This is a genomic window from Dongia sp. (assembly GCF_041909655.1).
Classification (GTDB): domain Bacteria; phylum Pseudomonadota; class Alphaproteobacteria; order Dongiales; family Dongiaceae; genus Dongia.
Genome location: NZ_JAYRDA010000002.1, coordinates 203,284 through 226,382, shown reverse-complemented (window position 1 = coordinate 226,382; position 23,099 = coordinate 203,284). Strand labels below are relative to the sequence as shown.

The 23,099-nt window shown below is 59.8% G+C and carries 19 protein-coding genes; 5 read left to right on the top strand and 14 right to left on the bottom strand.

The window, feature by feature from the left end; all coding sequences use genetic code 11:
* Positions 1-346: 346 nt before the first annotated feature.
* From ACE3PR_RS04255 to ACE3PR_RS04220, 8 genes are all read right to left on the bottom strand, one after another.
* Complete coding sequence (locus ACE3PR_RS04255; RefSeq protein ID WP_374368559.1) at positions 347-514, bottom strand: hypothetical protein; 168 nt, start codon at positions 512-514, stop codon at positions 347-349.
* Positions 515-730: 216 nt separating this feature from the next.
* Positions 731-3,886, bottom strand: a complete 3,156-nt coding sequence (locus ACE3PR_RS04250) for an efflux RND transporter permease subunit (RefSeq protein ID WP_374368557.1) — start codon at positions 3,884-3,886, stop codon at positions 731-733.
* A 4-nt stretch (positions 3,887-3,890) separates the two neighbouring features.
* Entirely contained in the window at positions 3,891-5,012 is a 1,122-nt protein-coding gene (locus ACE3PR_RS04245) for an efflux RND transporter periplasmic adaptor subunit (RefSeq protein WP_374368555.1), read from the bottom strand.
* Positions 5,013-5,052: 40 nt separating this feature from the next.
* The gene (locus ACE3PR_RS04240) at positions 5,053-5,487 is read right to left on the bottom strand and encodes a hypothetical protein (RefSeq protein WP_374368553.1); all 435 of its coding nucleotides are present in this window, start codon (positions 5,485-5,487) and stop codon (positions 5,053-5,055) included.
* A 15-nt stretch (positions 5,488-5,502) separates the two neighbouring features.
* Positions 5,503-6,006, bottom strand: coding sequence for a glycine zipper family protein (locus tag ACE3PR_RS04235; RefSeq protein ID WP_374368551.1), 504 nt, complete (start codon positions 6,004-6,006; stop codon positions 5,503-5,505).
* 15 nt (positions 6,007-6,021) lie between these two features.
* Positions 6,022-6,579: a hypothetical protein gene (locus ACE3PR_RS04230; RefSeq protein WP_374368549.1), complete on the bottom strand. Its 558-nt coding sequence runs from the start codon at positions 6,577-6,579 to the stop codon at positions 6,022-6,024.
* Positions 6,580-6,595: 16 nt separating this feature from the next.
* Positions 6,596-7,066: a hypothetical protein gene (locus ACE3PR_RS04225; RefSeq protein WP_374368547.1), complete on the bottom strand. Its 471-nt coding sequence runs from the start codon at positions 7,064-7,066 to the stop codon at positions 6,596-6,598.
* A gap of 27 nt (positions 7,067-7,093) precedes the next feature.
* The gene (locus ACE3PR_RS04220; protein WP_374368545.1) at positions 7,094-7,357 is read right to left on the bottom strand and encodes a hypothetical protein; all 264 of its coding nucleotides are present in this window, start codon (positions 7,355-7,357) and stop codon (positions 7,094-7,096) included.
* A 265-nt stretch (positions 7,358-7,622) separates the two neighbouring features.
* Here ACE3PR_RS04220 and ACE3PR_RS04215 point away from each other — a divergent pair, with 265 nt between their 5' ends.
* Entirely contained in the window at positions 7,623-8,738 is a 1,116-nt protein-coding gene (locus ACE3PR_RS04215; protein WP_374368543.1) for a porin, read from the top strand.
* 232 nt (positions 8,739-8,970) lie between these two features.
* Entirely contained in the window at positions 8,971-10,776 is a 1,806-nt protein-coding gene (locus ACE3PR_RS04210; RefSeq protein WP_374368541.1) for a hypothetical protein, read from the top strand.
* A gap of 3 nt (positions 10,777-10,779) precedes the next feature.
* Here ACE3PR_RS04210 and ACE3PR_RS04205 read toward each other — a convergent pair whose 3' ends face one another.
* The 6 genes from ACE3PR_RS04205 to ppk2 all read right to left on the bottom strand — a co-directional run bounded on the left by ACE3PR_RS04205 (position 10,780) and on the right by ppk2 (position 17,968).
* Entirely contained in the window at positions 10,780-12,255 is a 1,476-nt protein-coding gene (locus ACE3PR_RS04205) for a Na+/H+ antiporter NhaC family protein (protein ID WP_374368539.1), read from the bottom strand.
* 29 nt (positions 12,256-12,284) lie between these two features.
* Positions 12,285-13,223, bottom strand: coding sequence for a carbamate kinase (gene arcC, locus ACE3PR_RS04200; protein WP_374368537.1), 939 nt, complete (start codon positions 13,221-13,223; stop codon positions 12,285-12,287).
* A 4-nt stretch (positions 13,224-13,227) separates the two neighbouring features.
* The gene (locus ACE3PR_RS04195; RefSeq protein ID WP_374368535.1) at positions 13,228-14,232 is read right to left on the bottom strand and encodes an ornithine carbamoyltransferase; all 1,005 of its coding nucleotides are present in this window, start codon (positions 14,230-14,232) and stop codon (positions 13,228-13,230) included.
* A gap of 33 nt (positions 14,233-14,265) precedes the next feature.
* Positions 14,266-15,495, bottom strand: coding sequence for an arginine deiminase (gene arcA, locus ACE3PR_RS04190; RefSeq protein WP_374368532.1), 1,230 nt, complete (start codon positions 15,493-15,495; stop codon positions 14,266-14,268).
* 22 nt (positions 15,496-15,517) lie between these two features.
* Positions 15,518-16,996: an arginine-ornithine antiporter gene (gene arcD / locus ACE3PR_RS04185; RefSeq protein ID WP_374368530.1), complete on the bottom strand. Its 1,479-nt coding sequence runs from the start codon at positions 16,994-16,996 to the stop codon at positions 15,518-15,520.
* Positions 16,997-17,137: 141 nt separating this feature from the next.
* On the bottom strand, positions 17,138-17,968 hold the full coding sequence (gene ppk2, locus ACE3PR_RS04180; protein WP_374368528.1) for a polyphosphate kinase 2: 831 nt from the start codon (positions 17,966-17,968) through the stop codon (positions 17,138-17,140).
* Positions 17,969-18,433: 465 nt separating this feature from the next.
* Between ppk2 and ACE3PR_RS04175 the strand changes: the two genes are divergently transcribed.
* The 3 genes from ACE3PR_RS04175 to ACE3PR_RS04165 all read left to right on the top strand — a co-directional run bounded on the left by ACE3PR_RS04175 (position 18,434) and on the right by ACE3PR_RS04165 (position 23,092).
* Positions 18,434-20,152, top strand: coding sequence for a SulP family inorganic anion transporter (locus ACE3PR_RS04175; protein ID WP_374368526.1), 1,719 nt, complete (start codon positions 18,434-18,436; stop codon positions 20,150-20,152).
* A gap of 109 nt (positions 20,153-20,261) precedes the next feature.
* The gene (locus tag ACE3PR_RS04170; RefSeq protein ID WP_374368524.1) at positions 20,262-21,857 is read left to right on the top strand and encodes a mechanosensitive ion channel family protein; all 1,596 of its coding nucleotides are present in this window, start codon (positions 20,262-20,264) and stop codon (positions 21,855-21,857) included.
* Positions 21,858-22,234: 377 nt separating this feature from the next.
* A complete protein-coding gene (locus tag ACE3PR_RS04165; RefSeq protein WP_374368522.1) occupies positions 22,235-23,092 on the top strand; it encodes a metalloregulator ArsR/SmtB family transcription factor in 858 nt (285 codons plus the stop codon).
* Positions 23,093-23,099 lie beyond the last annotated feature (7 nt).

Sequence of the window (23,099 nt, the reverse complement as noted above, 5' to 3'; positions counted from 1 at the left end):
GATCATCTGCCGCCCTCAGAACTGCCCGATTTCTTCAGCCAACAAATTCTAGCTGGCGGGTTTGTCAGGCGCTGACCGAGCGAGGCATCTGGCCGCGGTTAGAGGTGTGATGGCTCGGCATCTGCAACTGTCTTATCGCACATTCAAATTTGTTGACGCGCCCTCGTCCCGCCTCGCCCTTGACTGGTCCACCGGGCTGATCCACCTTGCGGGAGTCAGCGTGCTTTTTAGCTGCTCGAAGTGACCGCTAAGTCACTGAAATCACTGGGCTGGAGTTTCGCTGGGAGTCCTAGTCCCCCAGCCATCTGAATTTATTGGAAAATTTCCGATTTCTGGCTAGTTTCGGTTAGGCCGGTTTGAAATATTGTTCCGGCCGCGTGCCTTCGAGCTTCGCCATCGCGCTTTCTGCCAGCGCGGGATCCCAGTTGAGATAATGCTCGTCCATGATGGCGCGCACCGATTTCAGACTGAGGCCGGGAATAGTGGCGATCTCGACCTCGGTAGCCCCCGGCAATCCCTGAGCGCGTAACGGCCGGGCCACGCAGATCGTGGAAGGTGAGGCCGTCGATCTCCAACCCGTCGGTGTCAGGGAAAGCATCGGTAGAACCAGCGACGCAGGGTAATGGGGCGCAGGGGGCAGTGCCGAGCGGCTGCAATCTCTCTGAAGGCGCGCCACGCGCGTGAGGTCAACTTGGCAGAACGCTCGATGAGGCGGCGATTTAAAAGTGGGCTATACCTCGGCCGGCTCTTCCGGGGCGATTTCCTTCGCGGGTCGTGTCGATGGCCGTACTTTTTCGCGTGCCCATTGGAACGTGACGTAAAGCGGCGGGATGACAAAGATGCCGATGAAGGATGCCAGGATCATACCGCCGAAAACCGGCGTGCCGACGTCTCGCCGGGCAAGCTCGGAGGCGCCGACGGCCACCACGAGTGGATAGAGACCGAGGATGAAGGCGAAGGAGGTCATCATGACGGGGCGGAAGCGGAGCCGTGCACCCTCGGTCGCGGCCACCAGCAAGGGATGGCCGTGGCTGCGTAGTTCCTTGGAAAATTCCACGATCAGGATGCCGTTCTTGGCGGCAAGGCCGATGAGAACGACAAGGCCGATTTGGGCGTAGAGATCGAAAGTCAGGCCCGCAAGCCAGACGGCACCGACCGCCCCCAGGATACCGACCATGACCGAGAGCAGGACGGGGATTGGAATCGTCCAGCTTTCATAAAGTGCTACCAGGAAGAGATAGGCGAACAGCACCGCCATGCCGAGGATGAAGGCAGTCTTGCCCTCGGCGCGCTTTTCCTGAAAGGCGGTGTCGGTCCATTCCCCGGCATAGCCCGGCGGCAAGGTGCGCGCGGCAACCGCCTCCATCGCTTGCAACGACTGGCCCGAGGAAATGCCCTCGGCCGGGCTTCCCTGGATCGTCACGGCGCGGACGTTGTTGTAGCGGATGAGGCCCGGCGGACCGGTCACCACCTGCACTTCGAGGAGGCTGCGCAGCGGGATCATCTTGCCGTCCTTGTTGCGCACATTGATGCGGTAGATGTCGTTGACGCTGGCCCGGTCAACCGCCTCTGCCTGGACCTGCACCTGCCAGGTGCGGCCGAAGAGGTTGAGGTCGTTGACATAATAGCCGCCGAGATAGGCCTGCAGTGCCTGGAACAAATCGCTCATCTCGACTCCCAGGACCTGGACCTTGTCGCGGTCGATATCGAGGAAGACCGAGGGGCTGGTGGCGGAGAAGGTCGTGAAGACGTTGCGCAGGAGCGGTTCCTGGTTTGCCGCGGCGACCAGACCGCGCAGCACCTGGGCCATGGTCTTCGGATCACCGCCCCGCAAATCCTTCAGCACATAGGTGAAGCCCCCGCCGGTGCCGAGACCGACAATGGGCGGTGGTGCCAGCGGCACCACGACACCCTCGCGGATGTTGCGGAACTTGCCGGCCAGGCGCGCCAAAACCGCCGGCGCTTTCAGAGAGGTATCAAGACGGTCCTCAAAATCCTTTAGCGTCACCACGATGAAGGCGGCATTGGCTTGCGAGTAATTGTCGATGAAGTTGAGGCCGACTACCGAGGTGAAATCCGCGACGGATTCCTCTTCGCGCAGAATTTTCTCGGCCTCGGCTATGACGCGGGTCGTGCGCTCCAGCGAGGCGCCTTCCGGCAATTGCACCACTACGAAGAGGGCGCCCTGGTCGTCTTCCGGCAGGAATCCTGTCGGCGTGACCTTGCCGACCCAGATTGTTCCCGCAGCCGCCACCAGGGTGATGACCAAGCCGATGATCGAGATGCGGACGAGGCGCGCCACGATGTCGCCATAGGCATCACGCACCCAATCGATCCCGCGCATGACATAGCCCATGATGCCGTGTCGCGGGCCGGCATGGCGCTTCAGCAGCACGCCGCAGAGTGCCGGTGACAAGGTAAGCGCGTTGATCGCCGAGAGCAGCATGGAGACGGCGACGGTGATGGCGAATTGCCGGAAGAGCTCGCCTGAAATGCCGGGAATGAAGGCCACCGGCACGAAGACCGAGAGCAGGACCAGGGTGATGGCGATGATCGGCGCGGTGATTTCCGCCATCGCCATTTTGGTGGCCTCGGCCGCCGAGAGGTCGGGATGTTCCTCCATCACCCGCTCGACATTCTCGACCACGACGATGGCGTCGTCGACCACGATGCCGATCGCCAGCACGACGGCCAGCAAGGAGACGGAATTGGCGGAATAGCCGATCGCATTGAGGACGATGAAGGCACCGATCAGGCTGACCGGAACGGCGAGAACCGGGATCAAGGTGGCGCGCCAGCTGCCGAGAAAGAGGAAGACGACGATCACAACCAGGATAAAGGCTTCAATGAGGGTTTTCTGCACCTCATGGACCGTCGCCTTCACGAAGGTGGTGGGGTCGTAGGTAACCTTCCAGGCGAGGTCCTCGGGAAAGGATTTCTGCAACTCCGCCAGCCGCGCGGTGACGCCTTCCAGTGTCGCGATGGCGTTGGCGCCGGGGGCCTGATAGATCGCCATTACCGAAGAAGCAGCACCGTTGAAACGCGTCTCGCGGTCCAGATTGGCCGCCCCCAGTTCCAGCCGAGCAACATCGCGCAGGCGCAGGACGGAGCCATCGGCATTGGTCCGGATGACGATCTGTTCGAATTCCTCGACCGAGGCGAGGCGGCCCGTGGTCTGGATGTTGAGCTGCAATTGCTGTTCGTTGGAAATTGGCCGGGCGCCGATCCGGCCCACCGCCGCCTGCACGTTCTGCGCCTGGACCGCCGCGATGACATCGCCCGGCGTGAGGCCGAGGCCGGTCAGCCGGTCGGTCCGCAACCACGCGCGCATGGCATAGTCCTGGGGACCCCACAAGGTCGCATCGCCGACACCCGGCGCACTCTTGACCTGATCGAGGAGATTGATCGTCACGTAATTCGAGATGAACAGTGGATCGTAGGTGTTCTTGGGCGAATAAACCGCGATCACGGCTAGGAGCGCCGACGATTTCTTCTTGACCGTGACGCCCTGGCGCTGCACCTCCTGGGGCAGTTTCGAGAGCGCGACCTGAACCCGGTTGTTGAGATTGACCGTGTTGATGTCGGGATCGGTGCCAAGCTCGAAGGAAGCGGTCAGCGAATAGCTGCCGTCATTGCCGCTGACGCTCTTCATATACATCATTTTGTCGACGCCGACCGCCTGTGCCTCGATCGGCTGGGCGACCGTGGCATCGACGATGGCGGCAGCCGCGCCGGGATAGCTGGTCGTGACCGAAACCTGGGGCGGGACGATATCGGGATATTGCGCGACGGGGATGACGAACAGCGACAGCAGGCCACCGATCACCGTGACGACGGCAATGACGATGGCGAGACGCGGTCGGTCGACAAAGACGGCTGACAGCATCGGCTCAACTCGGATCCGCAGCGCTGATCGGCGCTGCGTTCACGGGCATGTCGGGGCGGACGAATTGCAATCCCTCGACAATCACCAATTCTCCACCGGACAAGCCTTCGCTAATGACGACATTGGCGCCATGTTCGCCGCCCAGCTTGACGCGCTTGACGACAGCCTTGCTGTCCTCCACCACAAAAAGATAGGGTCCGGATTGATCGGCCAGCAAGGCGGATTGCGGCACCATGACGGCCTCTTCCGGTTTGTCGCTGGCGAGCTCGACATTGACCAATTGTCCGTCCACCAGCACGCTTTTGGGATTCGGGAAGATTGCGCGCACAGTGATGGTGTCGGTGTCCCGGTCCGTCGTCACGTCCACGAAATCGACCTTGCCGGTCTGGTCGTAATAGGCACCGTCGGAGAATTGGAGACGCACAACCAGTTTATCGGGATTGGCGCCCTGTCCGGCTTCCCGCGTGCGCAGGAACTCGCGTTGGCTCACCGGGAAGACCACATACATGGGATCCTGACTGACGATCACGGTCAGCGTGCCGCTGCTGGGTCCGACCACATTGCCCTTGGTGACGGAAGTGCGGCCGATCCTCCCGCCGATCGGCGCCTTGATGTCGGTGTAGCCGAGATTGATTTCGGCAGTCTTCACATTGGCAGCGCTGGTGGCGGCATCGCCCTTGGCGCTTTGCACCGCCGCCAGACGCTGATCCATGGTCATCTGGCTGGCCACTTCCTTGGAGAGGAGTTCGGAGGTGCGACTCCTCTGCTGTTCGGCGAGAACGACCGAGGCTTTGGCGCTTTCGACACTGCCCTGCGCCTGCTGCAAGGCGGCTTCGTAGAGCCCTTTCTCGATGGTATAGAGCGGATCGCCGGCCTGTACTGTGCCGCCTTCCTGGAAAAGAATTTCTTCGAGATAGCCGGAAATGCGCGCCACGATCTCGACGCGTTCGATCGCCTCGACCCGGCCCACGAAACTCAGCGATTTCGAGATTTCCTGGCGAGCCGCCGGAACCGTTCCGACGGTCAGAACCTGCTGCGCTGGGGCATTATCGGCGCTTTCCTGAGCCGACAAACCCGGAACGAACGCAAACAAGAAGCCTGCTGCCAACAGAAGATGTTTCAACATCCCAACTCCTCGCTGCTATCTCGGCCCGGCGGTCTCAAATTCAGCGATCCCAACTGAGGAAGACGCCCACGGTACCCGGCATGCCTTCCGGATAATCGAGAATCTGCGCGGTGAGCTTGAAGCCCAGCGGCTGCAGTTCCGAGAGATAGAATTGATAGGCGCGCTTCGCGAAACCTTCGAGCGATTCCGGCCAATCGTGTTCCAGATTGTTGATGCGCCGCCCCCGGTCGTTGCAGTAGGAGGCCGGGAAGGTGAGAACCTGGATCTGGTTGAGGCCCTGTTCGGCGGCACGTTTTACCGCGTTATTGACGCGCAGCTTTACATCCGGATGAAGGTCGCGGTGCATGAAGGAATCTTCAAGATCCCTCGCCTCCCGCTCCTTGGCCTGGATCTTTTCGAAAGCCTTCTTGGCGCGTTCCATGTCGATATCTTCGGAGATCTTCTTGAGATCTTCGGGGCGCAACAGATCAGCCATCCCATTTCTCCTCGCTCAACGGACGGTGTAGCCGCGACCTTGCATGCAGGCGGCGAAGGCCTGATTGTAGCGGCCCATATCGGCTTGATATTGTGCTTGTGCCTGGTCGTTGGCCTGCGCTTGCTGGCGGCGCTCGCGATTTTTCCTGAGCAGCCCGGCCGTGGCACCGACACCGGCCCCGATCGCTGCACCCTGGCCGGCATCGCCGGCGATGGCGCCGCCGACGGCGCCCAAGGCTGCACCACGCGCCGCACCGCTCAAAACCGGTGCGCCAGGGCTGCTGCCATAGGAAGCCGGCGCGGACTGATAGGGATAGATCCCGGTCTGCTGGGTCGCCCAATTGCGACAGGTATTTTCATCCTGCGCCTGTTGTTCCATGCTTTGACCAGCGCCGGGATAGACGATCGGCGCTGCCTGCGCAAAGGCGTCGGCCATTGGCAGGACCAGCAGCATCGCCACCAGAGAGATTGTCCCGCTTTGGCGACGCAGCCTGGCGTTACCATGAATTCGATCGGTCATCGTCATGGTGCTCCGCTATTGCGCGCCCGCGGCCGGCTCGGGCAATTTGTAGGTCAGCTTCGGCCAGACGATGATTCCACCCGCCGATTCCTGCACGACATTGCCCGCACCCGCCGGGATCTCGTGCAGCGAGGAGCGAATGGTAACGGGGCCGCCGCCGGTGATCCCCGCAAAGCGTTCGGTCCCGCCGGTAAAGGTAAAATCCCCGTCACACCCCACCAGATGAACCCCCTTGCAGGCGATATCCGCGTAGGCCCGGGAGCTGTCCTTGGCCACGATCGTGCAGCGCCCCTTCGCATCCTGGCTACCGTCCCGCATATCGATCGTCACGATGGCTGGACAGATCATGAAACCGGCATCCAAGGGTCCCTTTTCGGTTTCGACATAGATGATGCCGCTGAAGGAACCGACGAAAGTGGCGCCGAACTCGCTGGTCTCGAAAACCTGGCCGCGTCCCTGCCAGGCGGAGAAAGCCTTGATCGTCTCCTCGGAATCAGCGCCGGCGGGGGCGGCTGCCATGACCGAAGCGATGCTGAAACCAAGTACGACCAACCGACGTGCCAATGCGCGCATCTTCTCTCTCCTTGGATCAATCGAGATCAATGAAGACGGCGTCGCCGCCCAGCGAGAGGGCAAGGCCAGTGCGCTCGGCCTTCAGCGCCAGACCCACCCCATTCGTGTTCTGCAACCACAGCTCCCCGGTGCTGAGCGAACCTACGGCAAGTCCATATCGCGCCTGCACGTAAGCACCGGCAAAGTCCTCAAGCCGCGAAAGATTGTAAACGGTTCCCGTCGCTTCGATTTTCGAGATGCCGATGCCGCCCACACCGAGGCCGCCAATGGTGAAATCATATTTGCCGCCACCATAGCTCAACGTGCCGCCACCAAGATTGCCGCTGCCGATAAAGGCGATCTGAACCTGCTCGATGCTGACGGTGCCGGACGGAACCAGATCGGCCCTGGCGGGCTTCACCAGACCAGCGACGGCGACCAAGGCCATGCCGAGGCACAAATTGCGACGCGAGAGCCCGAAATCGGCCGGCTGATGGATGGTCGTCATCTTCACTCTCCCAGTACGCATCCGTCGTTAATGCTTGCTCGCTTCTTCCGACGCCTGCAATTCTCGCAGCAGGTCCAGCTTCAATTCCTCGATCAAGGCCCGGTATTCGGCCATATGCAGAAGATCGGCCGCGGCGTGCGCCCCGCGCGCTTCCAATTGCTGCAATGCACTGACAGCGAGATCATATTCCTCGCACAATGCGAAGAAGCCCTCGCTGCGGTGCGCCAATTGCGTCACCAGGAAAGCGCGGTCCGGAAAGAGCTGGTAGACCTTTTCAAGGGGTGGCGACAATTTCGGTACATCCCATGCTCAGGCAAAGCAGGTGCGGGTATCGAATCCTGTCAAACATTGCCCCTCGGAGCATTGTTGCCGAGGTAGCAAACGACTTCTTTCCAGTCTCGCGCTTCGCGGCGTAAATCCAAGCTTAGTGAGCAAACTGTTGCATGCGCTCTCGCCTTTGGCGAAGCACGTTACGGTAACGCCGGGTTCCGTAACCTATCCCCCGTCAACGACGTTGTTATGGTGATAGTAATGCTCGTCACATCAGGGGGACAGCATGCGACAGATATTAATCGGCAGCTCGGCCTTGGCAGGTTTTAACCTGCTGATCGCACCCGCTATGGCCAGCGATGGAGTGAAACTGAGCCTGGGCGGATTCATGTCGAATGCGTTTGGCGTTGCCTTCGACGACGATCAAGCGGGCGAGGCCGGCGACGACATTAACTTTTCTGGTGTCGGCACGGATGCCGAAATCCATTTCAGTGGCAGCGTAACCCTCGACAACGGCATCACTGTCGGTGCCAAGATCGAGTTGGAAGGCGGCGACGAGGATGGTGACCAGATCGACCAGTCATATGCCTTCTATAGCGGTGGCTTTGGTGAATTTCGTATCGGTGTGGTCGATGGCGCGGCCGGCAACATGTACATGCTGCCACCGGGTTCGACTGCCAATTTCGGGCCATATTCCCCGGAGAACACGGGGGCCGCGCTCACGCCCGGCTTCTTCGACCCGGAGAACTTGCTGACGATCAAGGACAAGCCACAGAAGCTCGTCTATTTCTCGCCGACATGGGGTGGGTTCAGTTTTGGCGCGTCCTACACGCCGAATGATGACGAGAAGACCTATAACGACGGCGATAATATCGACGGCTCTTGGCGTCCTAACAAGCCGGGCGGTTCGGCCAGCAATAATTTCGCCCTTGCCCTGCATTATGGTCACGAAGGGGAGGATTGGGGCATCGAAGCCGGTGCCGCCGCCTACTTGGAGGGGGACGTCAACAGGGAGGCGCCCGACGATACCGAACAGGCGGGATACAATGCCGGCATAAACCTCGCATTGGGGTCCTGGACCATGGGTGCCGCCGGTGCTTTCCTGGAAGATGGGAATGGCGCAAGCCAGGACATCTGGGTCATCGGCGCCGGACTGACCTATGACATCGACGCTTGGACCTTTGGCGGCGGCTGGGCGCATGCGGTCTCTGAACAGCCCGACGCCAAGGATAACGACACGATCGACCGCGCGGGCATCACGGTGAACTATGCTCTTGGCCCCGGCATCGATATTGATGCCGGCCTGTTCTATACTTGGGGCGAAGCGGCCGACGATGCCGATGATCCGACCGACGAATACGATGCCATCGAAATTTCCGTCGGCTCCTCGATCTCCTTTTAATCAGTATTCCTAGAAGGACTTTGATCCCAGCGAACGCATGGGACAGCGAGGAAACCTCGCTGCTGCGATACACACCGCAGCGCTCATAATCGACAATTGATCCAGGTCAAAATGGCACGGCCATGAATAATGTTGAATAGTTCAACAGTAAGTTCTCTATCGTTGATGTTCGATACAAGCGGGACCTGCTTGCGGTCTGCATTCAATCGCCGAGCCTTTAGGAGTCGATCCTATGCCGGGACGGATTGCGAAAGTCGATTTCACAGATCCCGCTGATCCATCATTTGGCGCCGGGGGACCTACGCCCGAGGCGATCCGCAAGCAGATAGAGACCATGCTGGCACATGCCGAGTTCAACGCATCGGCGCGCAATCGGCGTTTCCTCTCCTATGTCGTCGAAGAAACATTGCTGGGTCGTGGCGCGCGCATCAAGGCTTACACCATCGCGCTTGCCGTCTTCGAGCGGGGTGACGATTTCGATCCCTTGACGGATCCGATCGTGCGCATCGAAGCCAGCCGGTTACGCCGCGCGATCGAACATTATTATCTGACCGTCGGGAGGCAGGATCGAATTCGGATCGACATGCCTAAAGGCTCTTATGTGCCGAGCTTCGAGTTTGCAAAGTGTGATCCCAGTGAATTGCTCCGAACCGATAGCGATCTGCCACCTGATATGGCGACGTTTCTGCCGACGGCAGTGCCAGAGAACACTTCACCGCTTAGGTTCCCACGCAATTGGGCGATCGCAGTGACGGGATTGGCTGTTCTGGTCGCGCTCCTCATCGCACTTGTGTCTACTTTTCTTTTGCAAACATCCTCGCCGAGATCTGCTTCGACCGGACCGCGCAATCCCTCGATCATGGTTCTGCCTTTCGAAACGGCCAGTGCCGGCGATGATCTCGACTACATCGCACTTGGCATGACCTATGAGATCATCGCCAAATTGACGCGCTTCGAAGAGTTGTTTGTTTACGGGCCGCGTACCTCGCTCGCCTTGGCGGCGGGAAGCTCTATTAGTCCTGCGATTGCTCCTCCCGATTACGTGCTGAGCGGATCTGTTCAGACATCCGAGCGTGCCATGCGCGTCAATGTCGTGTTGACGGAACAGAAGACCGGTCACAGTTTGTGGGCCTGGAGCACGGAAGAGGCATTGTCGACCGTCGGCATCGTCGATCTCACCCAAGCCATCAGCCAGCGCGTCGTCAATATGGTGGCACAGCCGGATGGCGTCATCATAGAGCACTATCAGGAATCGATCGAACGCGAGAGCGCCGCACAATTGACGTCCTATGCGTGTCTGGTCCGGTTCCGCAGCTATTGGCGGGGATATGATCGTGAAAGTTTCGGCGACATTGAAGCCTGCCTTCATCGCACCGTTGCCGCCGAGCCGGATTATGCCCCGGCCTATACGAGCCTCGCCTTGATCAATATCGATCGGTATCGTTTTGGCTTCGGCGGTGGCGACAAGGATGGATCCGCCCTGGCCAAGGCCAGCGAACTCGCTACGCTGGCACAGCGTCTGGAGCCGCGTGCGAGCCAGCCCTATCTCGCCCTCTCCCTCGCTTATTGGTTCCAGAACAAGACCGATATCAGCATCGCCACCGCCGAACGCGGCCTTGCGCTCAATCCAAATAACGCTGAATTGCTCGCCGATCTCGGCCTCCGCTACGCCTTGCTTGGCCAGTGGGACAAGGCGCTGCCTCTGGTCGACGACGCCTACGAACGCGATCCGGCGGCACCCACCGGCTACCGCGTCGCACATTTCCTGCATGCCTACATGCAAGGTGAATATCGGGAAGCGCTGATCGAGGCAGAACGCATCGGCGCGCCCCTGGTGATTTATGGCCATGTCGCGCGCGCCGCCGCCTATGGCCAGCTTGGCGATACGGCAAGAGGGAGCGCCGCTGTCGCCGACATTCTGCGCATTGATCCCGCATACGGTGCGAAGGCGCGCCGTGATCTTGCCGCCCGCAACATGGCCCCGGCCATCATAGATGCCGTGCTCGACGGCCTGAAAAAAGCGGGACTGGCGATCTGACGATCATGGCGGTTCGGCCACATTGCGCACCACGCGCCAGCCGAGCAGAGTGAATAGAATCGTCAGAATGGGATTGAGCAGGTTAAAGAAGCAATACCCGGCGAAGGCGGTGGAGGATATGCCGAGGGCGGCCGCCATATAGGCGCCGCAACTGTTCCATGGAATGAGCGGCGATGTCACCGTGGCGGAATCCCCGACCACGCGCGACAGCATGACGGGTGCCAGGCCGCGTTCCCGGAACGGCGCCCGGAACAAGCGGCCGGGCAAAGCGATGGCGATATACTGATCGGACGTCACGGCATTCGCCACGACGCAGGTTGCGACCAGCGAGATAACCAGCCCCGCGCCCGATTTGACCCGCCGGACGATTGGATCGATCAGGCGGTTGATCAGGCCGGCATGTTCGACCGTCGCGCCAAAAGAGAGTGCCGTCAGAATCAACCAAACGGTACCCATCATGCTCGCCATGCCGCCGCGGCTGAGCATCGCGTCAATGGCCGGTTCGCCACTATCGACCGTATATCCCCAGGCCAGTGCCGTCCAAACACCTTTGAGCAGAGCCAAGCCATGGGGCAGTGAGTCGGCATCGGCGAAGGCCGCGACGGCGGCCGGCGTCTCGATCACCGCCAGGACGCCCCCGGCCAGCGCCCCGGCGAAGATCGTCACGAAAGGGGGGAAGCGGATGATCGCAAGGCCCAGAACCAGGAGCAAGGGCAGGAATCCCCACAAGGAGACTGGCATGACGCGTTCGATCCCGCTGAGAATTGTTGCCGGATCGAAATCGCCCGGCGACCCCAGCATACTGAAGATCATCACGGCGAGGAGTAGAGCCGGGACGGATGTCCAGAGCGATTCACGAATATGATCATAAATGCTGGAGCCTGCGGCGGCTGTTGCCAGATTGGCTGTGTCTGACAGAGGCGATGCCTTGTCGCCGAAATAAGCGCCGGAAATGATGGCACCGGCCGTGATCTCGAGCGACAAATTCATGCTGGCCGCCACCCCCATCAACCCGACGCCGATGGTGCCGGCAACCGTCCAGGAACTGCCGATGCTGAAACCGACGATGGCACAGATGATCGCGGTCGAGGCGTAGAAATAGTTCGGGCTGAGAATGTGGAGGCCGAAATAGACCATCGACATGATCGTGCCGCACATGGCCCAGGTACCGATCAGAGCGCCCACAGCCAGCAAAATCATGATCGCGGCAAGACCGGTCGCCATCCCATCAAGCACGGCCTGTCGGATTCCCTCCCATTGCATACCATTTTTGTAGGCGATGCCGGCAGCGATGATGCCGCAGAACAGAAGAGCGATCTGATTGGGGCCTGCCGAGGCACGGTCACCGAAAAGAATGTAGGAAGCCGTGAGCAGAACAACCAGAGCCAGCAAAGGGATGCATGCATCCAGCAGACTCGGCGGCCGCTGGTTGCGTACCCTGCCCGTGGCCGGCATAGCTGGATCCGTTGGCTCGGGCATGCTGGTCCCCCTGCGGCGCGATCGATCTTTCAGGAATGCCAGGTCAGGCCCTGATAGGCGCTGCCGATCAGCGTGCCCTTCTCGCCGCGAACGATCGCTGGAATATCGGCGAGGGCGCCGATCGCCGCGACCCGGCCGGTCCGTTCGGCGAACTGGCAGGCCGCACTCACTTTAGGCCCCATCGAACCTGCGGGGAAGGAATCGGGTGATATCGCATTTGGATGCGCCCGGTGCAGAGCCTTCGCCTGCGGTGTGCCCCAATCGGCATAGACGGCATCGACATCGGTGGCCATGATCAGAAGGTCGGCATCGAGATCGCGGGCCAGCAGTTCCGAACACAGATCCTTGTCGATCACCGCCTCGACACCGATCAACTCGCGCGTCGTGCCCGGTTTGTACATGGTGGGAATGCCGCCGCCGCCGGCGCAGATCACGATCGTGTTCTTTTCCAGCAGCCACTTGATCGGCCGCAACTCAAAAATCCTCTTCGGCAAAGGCGACGGCACCACGCGGCGCCATTTGGCGCCGTCCTGCTTGAACACCCAGCCCTTCTCCGCCTTGATTCGTTCGGCTGCCGCGGCTTCATAGACGGGACCCACGAACTTCGTTGGATTCTGGAAGCCCGGATCATTGCCATCTACCTCGACCATGGTCAGCAAGGTCGCAAACGGTACCTCGATGGGCATCAGATTGCCCATTTCCTGCTCGATCATGTAGCCGATCATGCCTTCGGTCTCGGCCCCCAGAACGTCGAGCGGGTAGGCCTCCTCGGGTTTATAGGCGGCCCCCTGCAGCGCGAGATGGCCGACTTGGGGTCCGTTGCCGTGGCTGATGACCAATTGATGCTCGGTCGCCACGGGGGCGAGCGCCTGGGCGGCGACGCGGATATTGGCGCGCTGCACGTCGGCCGTCATCGGCTCGCCGCGTTTCAGCAGGGCATTGCCGCCCAGGGCCACGACAATGCGCATCTTTTCAATCTCCCAGGGTGGCGACCAACAGCGCCTTGATCGTATGCATGCGGTTTTCAGCCTGTTCGAAGGCAACATTGGCTTCGGACTCGAATACGTCATTGGTAACTTCGAGGCCGTTCGACATGCCGTAATCCTGGGCAATCTGCTTGCCCATCGTCGTCTCGGTATCGTGGAAGGCTGGCAGGCAGTGCATGAACTTCACCTGCGGATTGCCGCTGGCCTTCATCAGAGCTTCGTTAACCTGATAGGGGGTGAGCAGTTTGATCCGCTCCTTCCACACCTCTTTCGGCTCGCCCATGGACACCCAGACGTCGGTGTGAATGAAATCAACTCCCTTGACGGCAATCGCGGTGTCTTCGGTAATGGTGAGGCGCGCGCCGGATTTCGCTGCCAGATCCTCGGCAATCTTTCGATACTCCTCCGACGGCCAGAGCGATTTCGGTCCGCAGATGCGAACATCCATGCCCATCAGGCAGCCGACGATCATCAGGGAATGGCCCATATTGGAACGCGTATCGCCGACATAGGCGTATTTGATATCCGAGATCGGCTTGTCACTGTTCTCGCGCATGGTCAGCACATCAGCCAGCATCTGGGTCGGGTGATACTCATTGGTGAGGCCATTATAGACCGGTACGCCGGCATATTTGGCGAGCTGCTCGACCCCTTCCTGTGCTGAGCCGCGATATTCGATCGCGTCATACATCCTGCCCAACACGCGGGCGGTATCCTTGAAGGATTCCTTGTGGCCGATCTGCGACCCGGCGGGATCGAGATAGGTGACGTTGGCCCCCTGATCGTAACAGGCCACCTCAAAGGCGCAGCGCGTACGGGTGGACGTCTTTTCGAAGATGAGGCAAATCTCCTTGCCGGCGAGATGCTTCTGCTCGGTGCGCGCATATTTAGCGCGCTTCAGATCGCGGGCGAGATCGAGGAGATAACGGAATTCGCGCGGCGTATAATCCTGCACCGTCAAAAGCGAGCGATTGCGGAGATTGAAGCTCATGGTTCTACTCCAAATGCCGAGGTTACAGGCAATTCAATAGGCCGGTTCGCGCCAGATTGGGCAGGTCATGCAATGGCCACCGCCACGACCGCGGCCCAGTTCCGCGCCGCGGATGGTGATGACTTCGACACCCGCCTTGCGCAGCAGCGTGTTGGTATAGACATTGCGGTCATAGGCCACCACCACGCCAGGCTCGAGCGCCACCACGTTATTGCCGTCATCCCATTGCTCGCGCTCGGCCTCGAAACTGTCTCCGCCGGTAGCGACGACTCGCAATTCCTTAAGACCCAAGGCGTCGCGGACCACCTCCAGCAAAGGCTGCTTTTCTGCAACGACCTTGAAGGTTCCGTCATCGGCTTCGGGGTGCACGCTGTAGCAACGGATCTGATCAACCACCTCGCGAAACACGGTGACGAGGTCTCGGTCACAGAAGCTGAAGACCGTATCAAGATGCATGGCGGCGCGGCTTTTCGGCATCAGGCAGGCGATCACACGGCTTGCCGCCTTGTGCTTGAACAATTGCTGGGCCACCTGGCCGACGGCCTGATGGGTGGTTCGCTCACCCATGCCGATCAGCACCACACCTTTGCCGACCGGCATGACGTCCCCACCTTCCATCGAGGCGCCGGTGAAGATCTCATCCGAATCGCCCCACCAGATCTTGAAGCCGCCAGTCTTGAATTCGGGATGGAACTTGTAGACGGCGCGCTGCAACAGGGTCTCGGGCTGGCGCGCCGGCCAGTACATCGGATTGCAGGTAACACCGCCATAGATCCAGCAGGAGGGGTCGCGCTGGAACAAGGTATTCGGGATCGGCGGCAGCAGGAATTCCGTGCCGCCGAAGGCTTCGCCCAGCATGCGGCGCGCCGTGCTGTCCGGCAAATCGGCGATCGCGATGCCACCGATCAGATGCGTGGCAAGTTGCGGCGCCGGCATCTCGTTGAGCCAGGGCCGCACCACCTTGGCAACCGCGATCCCGACTGAATGTATTGTAACACGGCGGTCGAGCACAAATTTTCGCGCTTCCTTGTCGAGCAAGGTTGCCGCCAGGAGGTCATGCAGCTCCAGTACTTCGATGCCGCGCTCCTGCATTTTGAGAGCGAAGTCATAGTGATCTTTCTGGGCTTCATGCACCCAGATGACGTCGTCATAGAGCAGATCATGGCAATTGGCCGGCGTCAGGCGCTGATGAGCCAAGGATGGGCGGCACACCATGACGGTCCGCAATTTGCCGACTTCCGAATGTACACCGAAGGTCCGCATGTAAGTTTTCTCCCGAATGGACTCAGAACGGGCTGATACGGCCGACCCACATCAGCCAGGCGGCCAGGACGGCAAGCACCCCGATGATGACGGCCAGCAGCATTTCCGCGCCGGAGAACACATTTTCGCCGCGTTCGCGCCGGGCTTTGAGAAAGACGAAGATACCGGGCGCAAAGAGCACCGTGCACATCAGCAGATAATCGAGCCCGGCGGCATAGACCAGCCAGAGGCCGTAGACGGTTGCGAGAAACCCGATGATCAGATCGCGGGTGCGGCCTTGGCGGCCTTCACCGTAAGTTTCACCCGTCACGGCGAGTTTTAAGGCATAGGCGCCAGACAATACATAAGGAGGCAGGATCGCCACCGAGGCGATGAAATAGAAGAACTGATAGGCGCTTTGCGAGAACAGACTCAACACCAGGAAGGCTTGAATCAGGACATTCGTTGCCCAGAGTGAGTTGGCCGGCGCACCGTTGCCGTTTTCGCGCGCAAACCACTTCGGAAAGGTCCCGTCCTGGCCGCAGCTATAGGGAATCTCGGCACATAGCAGCGTCCAGGACAGGAAGGCCCCACCGACGGACAGGATGAGGCCAAGATTGATCAATGCGGCACCCCATGGGCCGACCAGGGTTTCAAAAACACCGGCCATCGACGGCACCTTGAGTGCGCCCAGCTCCGGTTGGGTCATGACACCCGCTGCCAGAAGCGACACAAGCACATAAATGCCGAGCGAGCCGACAAAGCCGATCACGGTGGCGCGGCCGACATCCGATCTTTTGGCCGCGCGCGCCGAGTAGACGCTGGCGCCCTCAATGCCGATAAACACCCAGAGCGTCACCAGCATGGTTCCCTTGACCTGCTCCATGATCGCGCCCAGATCGGTAGCGCCTTCAATGCCACCCCGACCCCAGAAATCGAAGCTGATCTTGTCGAGATTGAAGCCGACGATGGCGAGAAGAATGAACAGGAACAGCGGCGCGAGCTTGGCGATCGTGGTGACGACGTTAATGAATGTCGCCTGTTTGATGCCCTTGAGCACCAACCCGTGCACCAGCCAGAGACACAAGGAGGCGCCGATGATCGAAGCGACATTGTTGCCGCCGCCGAAGAAAGGAAAGAAATAGGAAAGCGCGGAGAAAATAGCGACCGCATAGGCGACATTGCCAAGAAAGGCGCTGAGCCAGTAGCCCCAAGCACTATTGAAGCCCACATATGAGCCGAATCCGGCGCGGGCATAGGCATAGGGGCCGGCATTCAGATTAGGTTTTCGCACAGCAAGGCTTTGATAAACGAAAGCCAGCATCAGCATGCCGAAACCGGTGATCACCCAGCCGATGATGATGGCACCGGGTGATGCCCGCCCGGACATGTCGGAAGGAAGATTAAAAACGCCGCCCCCGATCATGGAGCCAATGACCAAGGCGATAAGCGGGAGGAGCGTCAGTTTGTCTGATCGGCCGGGTCGTGCGACATCGACATCCGAAAGAGTCGTGGCGGTCATGAAATTGTCTCCCTGTGACGACGCAATCGGGCAGACGATGCCAATCAAGATAACGATAGGCGCGCTACCACTCAGTGAGAGGGATCGTTACGGTAACGTACCGCGCTGGTGGCGGCGCTCGGCACGGCAAAGGCAGCCGATTTAGAATTTTTCGGGGACGCGTTTGAAGGCGTATTGTGGCTCGCGGTAGCCCTTGTCCCGCTGCCGCTTCGGCAGCTTCACCTTGGCGCGCGACACCTCATGATAGGGGATCAATCCTAGCATATGGGTGATAATATTCAGACGGGCGCGCTTCTTGTCATCCGATTGAGCCACATACCAGGGCGCCCAGGCGGTATCGGTCGCCTGAATCATCTCGTCGCGAGCACGGGAATAGTCGTACCAACGGCTATATGATTTGAGATCCATCGGCGACAATTTCCAGATCTTGCGGCCGTCGCCTATCCGGGCCTGGAGACGCCGGGTCTGCTCGGCTTCGGATACTTCCAGCCAATATTTGATCAGGATGATGCCGGAATCGACAATAGCGCGCTCCACCGCCGGTGCCATGCGCAGGAATTTCTTGACCTGCTCTTCGCTGCAGAAGCCCATCACTCGCTCAACACCGGCTCGATTGTACCAGGAGCGGTCGAAGATCACGATTTCGCCGGCCGCCGGCATGTGCGGCAGGTAGCGCTGGATATACATCTGAGATTTTTCCCGCTCGGTCGGTGCGGGCAGGGCGATGACCCGGAAGACACGCGGACTCACTCGTTCCGTGATGGCCTTGATGGTGCCGCCCTTACCGGCGCCGTCCCGCCCTTCGAATGCGATGCAGATCTTGGCGCCCGTCGCCTTGACCCATTCTTGCAATGTCACCAATTCGACATGCAGCTTTCGCAGTGCAGCATTGTATTCCTTGTTGCCGAGCCTTTCGGCCGCCCGGTTCGGCTTGTGGCCAGCCGTTTTTGCTTTCTTGATGGTCTTTTTCATCGCCTACCTCCGTTGTCCGGTTGGTCGCAGAAAGCCAGGCCGCGCTAACTTCTCCAGAACCATCTTTGCGAGGCGAAGGAATGCCAGCCTGCGTCAAAACTATTCAAGCTGCCGACAGTATGCCGGATATCGGCGCGGATCGTGTGCGCCCTCGTCTCTCAAAAACTTCATCTTAATTTCTGTCTCGATCGACGCGGTAACTCGGCTTGTGCTCTTCACTTGCACAACGGGTGAAGTGAATGGGTGAGATGAATTGACCGATCAAAAAACTAACAGAGCTTCCCCATCGGCGAACGGGGAATTTGGAACGCTACTGTAACATACTCCTCTTTCACTGCCGGATCGCTTCTCCTTGGCTTTGCTCCCTCGCGAAGGCGCACTCATAGCAATGCTTGTTGCACAGTGCCGCACAATCTCGATTGCGCAGCACTGGGTCGATCTTCCTGTAACTCTGATGCATCTCCGATGAAACCGATCACCAGCGCGATTCAGCTACCGCTTCTCTCGCAAGCCCGAGATTACCGGCCTGCTTGGCTGAAGTATGACCTGTCGGCGGGACTATCGGTCGCCGCGGTATCGCTTCCCTCGGCCATCGCCTATCCGGCCATTGCCGGTCTGCCGCTCGAGACCGGTTTGTTCGCCGCGATCTTTTCCATGCTGGGCTATGCCCTGGTCGGGCCGTCACGTCAATTGATGGTAGGCCCGGACACGGCTACCTGCATCATGTTGGCTGGCATCCTCGGCGCGTTCGCCCTTCCCGATGCCGATGCGAGAGCGACCCTGGCGCAGATGCTGGCGGTGATGGTGGGGTTTCTTTGTCTGGCGGCGGGGTGGCTGCGTCTGGGCGTTCTGGCGAATTTCCTGTCGCGGCCAATGCTGGTCGGTTTTCTCATAGGTATTTCGATCAGCCTGATCATCGGTCAGATCACACGCTTGACCGCCGTTCCGATTGAAGCCGGCGGTATCCTGCGCCCCCTCGCGGAATTCGCGCGGCATGTCGACTTGGTACATTGGGGGACCTTGACGGTCGGGATCGGATCGCTGGTTGCAGTACGCCTGCTGCAACGATGCTTGCCCGGCATGCCGGCTTTGCTGATGGTCATCGCAGGTGCGATTGGCGTTTCCGCCATCGCGGATCTGCCGCGGTACGATGTCGACGTTATTGGAACGCTGCCGCCGATCGCCTTTCACCTGACCTGGCCCGGTATCGACTTGGCACAGGCCGCCGACCTGCTGGGCGGGGCGATTGCGATCATGGTGGTGAGCTTCGGCTCCGGGATTGTGACGGCGCGAAGCTTCGCGATGAAGGCGAGAAGCGATGTCAGCGCCGACCGGGAGTTGATCGGATTCGGCGGCGCCAATATCGCGAGCGGGTTGTTCGGCGGCTTCCCCGTGACGGCCTCGGATTCTCGCACGGCCGTAAATTTTGCGATCGGCGGGCGATCGCAACTGACGGCGCTGATTGCCGCAGCCGGAGTGGCAGTCGCCGTTCTATTCATTGCTGATCTCCTCGCTTACCTGCCCACTGCCACGCTCGGTGCCGTGCTCATTTCGGCAGCCATCGACCTCATCGACCTCAAGGAGCTACGTGCCATCCGGCGGATTGATCCGACCGAGTTCGGCTTTTCGCTCATCACCATGTTGGGGGTTGCCGTTGTAGGCGTTCTGCAGGGAGTCTTCATCGCGATCGCCGTCACCCTGTTGCAGCTGCTGTGGACGGCATCGCACCCACGCACCGCATTACTTGGCTTCCTGCCGGGGCGCCCCGGCCTTGTCAAACTGCATCGTTATCCGGAGGCCGAGCCGGTTCCGGGCATGGTGATCGTTATGATTCAATCCGCAGTCGTTTTCTTCAATGCGGATTATCTCAAGCATCGCCTGTTGAAAATCGCCCTGGCACGGCGCGCAACCACCAAATGGGTGGTTCTTGATGCCTCGGCCGTGAATCTTCTGGACAGCACGGCCGTCGCCAAGCTGGAGGATCTGCGTGCTGAGCTGGCCGCCGCGGGCATGTTGATGTGCCTCTGCGAACTCAACAGCAATGCCCGAAAATGCGTGCAGCGCTCCGGCCTGGCAGAGAGGCTTGGGGTCGGCATGGTCTTTACCAGCACGGAAGCGGCCGTGATCGAACTGACCGGGAGAACCGATTCCTGCAACGCATCCGGCACGCCGAAGATCAAGTAAACTAGTGGAGAGATCAAGGATGGTAAGTCCGGCTGCTGCAGGGTGCTTCTTGAGGAGATCGTTCGTTCTGCTTTGCGGAGGCAAGACGCTTCGCTGCAGATGGGTGGCCATGCTTTTCATGGGAGCCCTTCTTGCCGGCGTTTTGACAGCGGCCGACGCCAGGGCCCAGGATGGCGAAGGCAGGAACTCACTGGAACCCGCAACACTAACCTATCTCAATCGACCGATCATGGTGTTCCGGGATTCGGTCGGTCCACTGACGCCGCAGCAGCGGGCCGAGTTTGCGCTTCGCCGCCTGTCAGATCTGGACGATGTCCTGCTTGGCAACGAGATAGAGATCCAGGCAGTTGTCTTGGCCGGCAGAGAAGGCCTCGTCCTGACCCTGGATGGGCGCCTGCTGTTTGGCGTCGCACCAGGTGACATCGACCCAGAACAGCCGAATTCAATCCGGAACTTGGCCGAAGACGCCAAGGCGAAATTGAAGGAGGCTTTCGCCGCACGGCTGGAGCAGCAACGGCCGATGATTCTCTTGCGCGCCATTCTCTATTCTGTCGGCGGCGGCATTCTGCTCTTGGGTCTCATCTGGCTGGCATGGCAACTTCGCATTCGGATTCATGATTGGGCCAGCGCCCTGATCACGCGCAGCATCGAGCGCGCCACGCATGCCGGACTGGATTGGCGGCGTTATGGCTATGCCTTTACCGCCCGCGTCGTACAATTGCTGACGACCTTTGCCATTCTGGCGCTGATCTATCTCTGGGTAACCTTCGTACTCAGCCAGTTCCCGGTCACGCAACCTCTCGGCACACAATTGGGCAGCGTCGTTCTCGTGCTACTGGAAAACCTCGCCTCGAGTGCCATCAGCGCAGTTCCAGGGATTCTGACTGTCGCCGTAATTATCCTTCTTGCGCAGGCGATCAGCCTTTCAGTCGGCAACGTCATTCGGGCCGCTGAACAGGAGCATGTTAAAGTCCCGCTGATCGATCCGGAGACAGCTGGCGCGACCCGCAAGATCCTGCGTATCCTCATCTGGGGCATTGCGCTTGCAGTTGCCTATCCCTACATACCCGGGTCGGATAGCCTCGCCTTCCAGGGCCTCAGCGTCCTTTTCGGCCTGATGGTCTCGCTGGGATCGACAGGCGTCGTCTCGCAGATGATGAGCGGAACGGTGCTCGCCTATTCCCGCTCGTTGCGGCCGGGCGACTATGTCCAGATTGATATCCATGAGGGAACGGTCTCGGAAGTCGGCGCCATTTCAACCAAACTGGTTACGCCGAGTAATGCCGAGGTTACTATCCCGAACTCCGTCCTGGTCGAGAACACGGTCATTAATTACTCGCAGCGCCTCAAGACGGGTGCATGCCAGATATCGACCAAGATCACGATCGGCTACGATACGCCTTGGCGTCAAGTTCATGCCATGCTGCTTATGGCCGCCGACCGCGTGAATCAACTGGCGAAAGACCCACCCCCCTATATCTATCAGCGCGCCCTCACGGATTTCTATGTCGAATATGAACTGTTTGCGGTCCTTCCCATTCCCGCCGATCGGGTCTCCGCGCTATCGGCCCTGCATGGCTCGATTCAGGATGTGTTCAATGAATTCGCTGTCCAGATCATGTCGCCGCAATTTTACGAACAACCGCCACAGCCGTTGATCGTGCCCAAAGAGAAGTGGTTTACCCCGCCAGCGAGGGAGACTTGATTCAGCTTATCCGTCAGCAAAGTAAGTGAGACCCGAGAGGCGGTGATTTAACGGCTTCGGCGGCTGAATTTAAGTGACGCTGGGCACTCTCAAATGGCGGTGGGGCTGCCCGCTTGAATGGTGCGATGATCGATCGATCCGTGCTTGAGCGTGCACGACGGACCGTTTCCCTTTCGCAGAGTTCTTCCGTGCGGCGTAGCAGCCGGAGCCACCTACGGAGATTGCAGCCCTCAGAAGGCTCCTGCAATAAGCCCGGTCCAGTGTGGCGGCGGTGACGCTGGTTCGCAGCCGTAAGCTATTGATTTAATGTAACGATGTGATGAGATTGTCATAATAGTTTAACGCCTATACTCAGTCGTTTCTACTATTGTTGAATAATGGAATCGATTGAAGCAGCAGAGCTTTTCACCGCCCTCGGCCAGACCACCCGCCTGGACCTGATCCGCGCGCTTCTGGCCGCAGGCCCGACCGGCATGCCGGCTGGCGACATTGCGGCGCAACTGGACGTCGCGTCCTCGACCCTGTCGTTCCATCTTCGTGCACTCGAGCAGGCGGAACTTGTCATCGTCAGGCGTTATGGCCGCAGCCTGGTTTACGCCGCGCATATGGCGCGCCTCCGTGACTTGCTCGCTTACCTTGCCGAAACCTGCTGCGGCCTGAACACAGGCCGTAACGCGGAACTGAGCAGTTTCCTCGACTCACTTTTCTCGGAGACCAAAGCCATGCCAGCGGATCCCTTCAATGTCCTCTTCCTATGCACCCGGAATTCGGCCCGCTCGATCATGGCCGAAGCAATCCTCGCCAAGGTCGGCGGCAATCGCTTCCGCGCCTATTCCGCGGGATCGGCTCCGGCCGCAGAAGGCCCGCTGCCGGAGGTACTGGCGCAGTTGAAGGCACTTGGCCATGACGTCTCCAGCCTTCGCTCGAAATCATGGGACGAGTTCATCCAGCCCAATGCTCCACAGATCGATTTTGTGATCGCGCTTTGCGACACCGTCGCGGGTCAGGTCTGTCCGGATTTCGGAACCAGCGTCGTTACCGCTGCCTGGCCGCTGCCGGATCCGGCGAAATTCACGGGCAGTGCCATCGAGCGGGCAACCCTTATCAATGAGATCTATGCAGGTTTGCGACGACGTCTGGAGATATTCATCAATCTGCCGATCAATTCGCTGAACCGCATGTCTCTGAAAGCCCGGCTTGACGAACTCGCCGATCCGCATGTGATGGCGCGATAACGCCGGG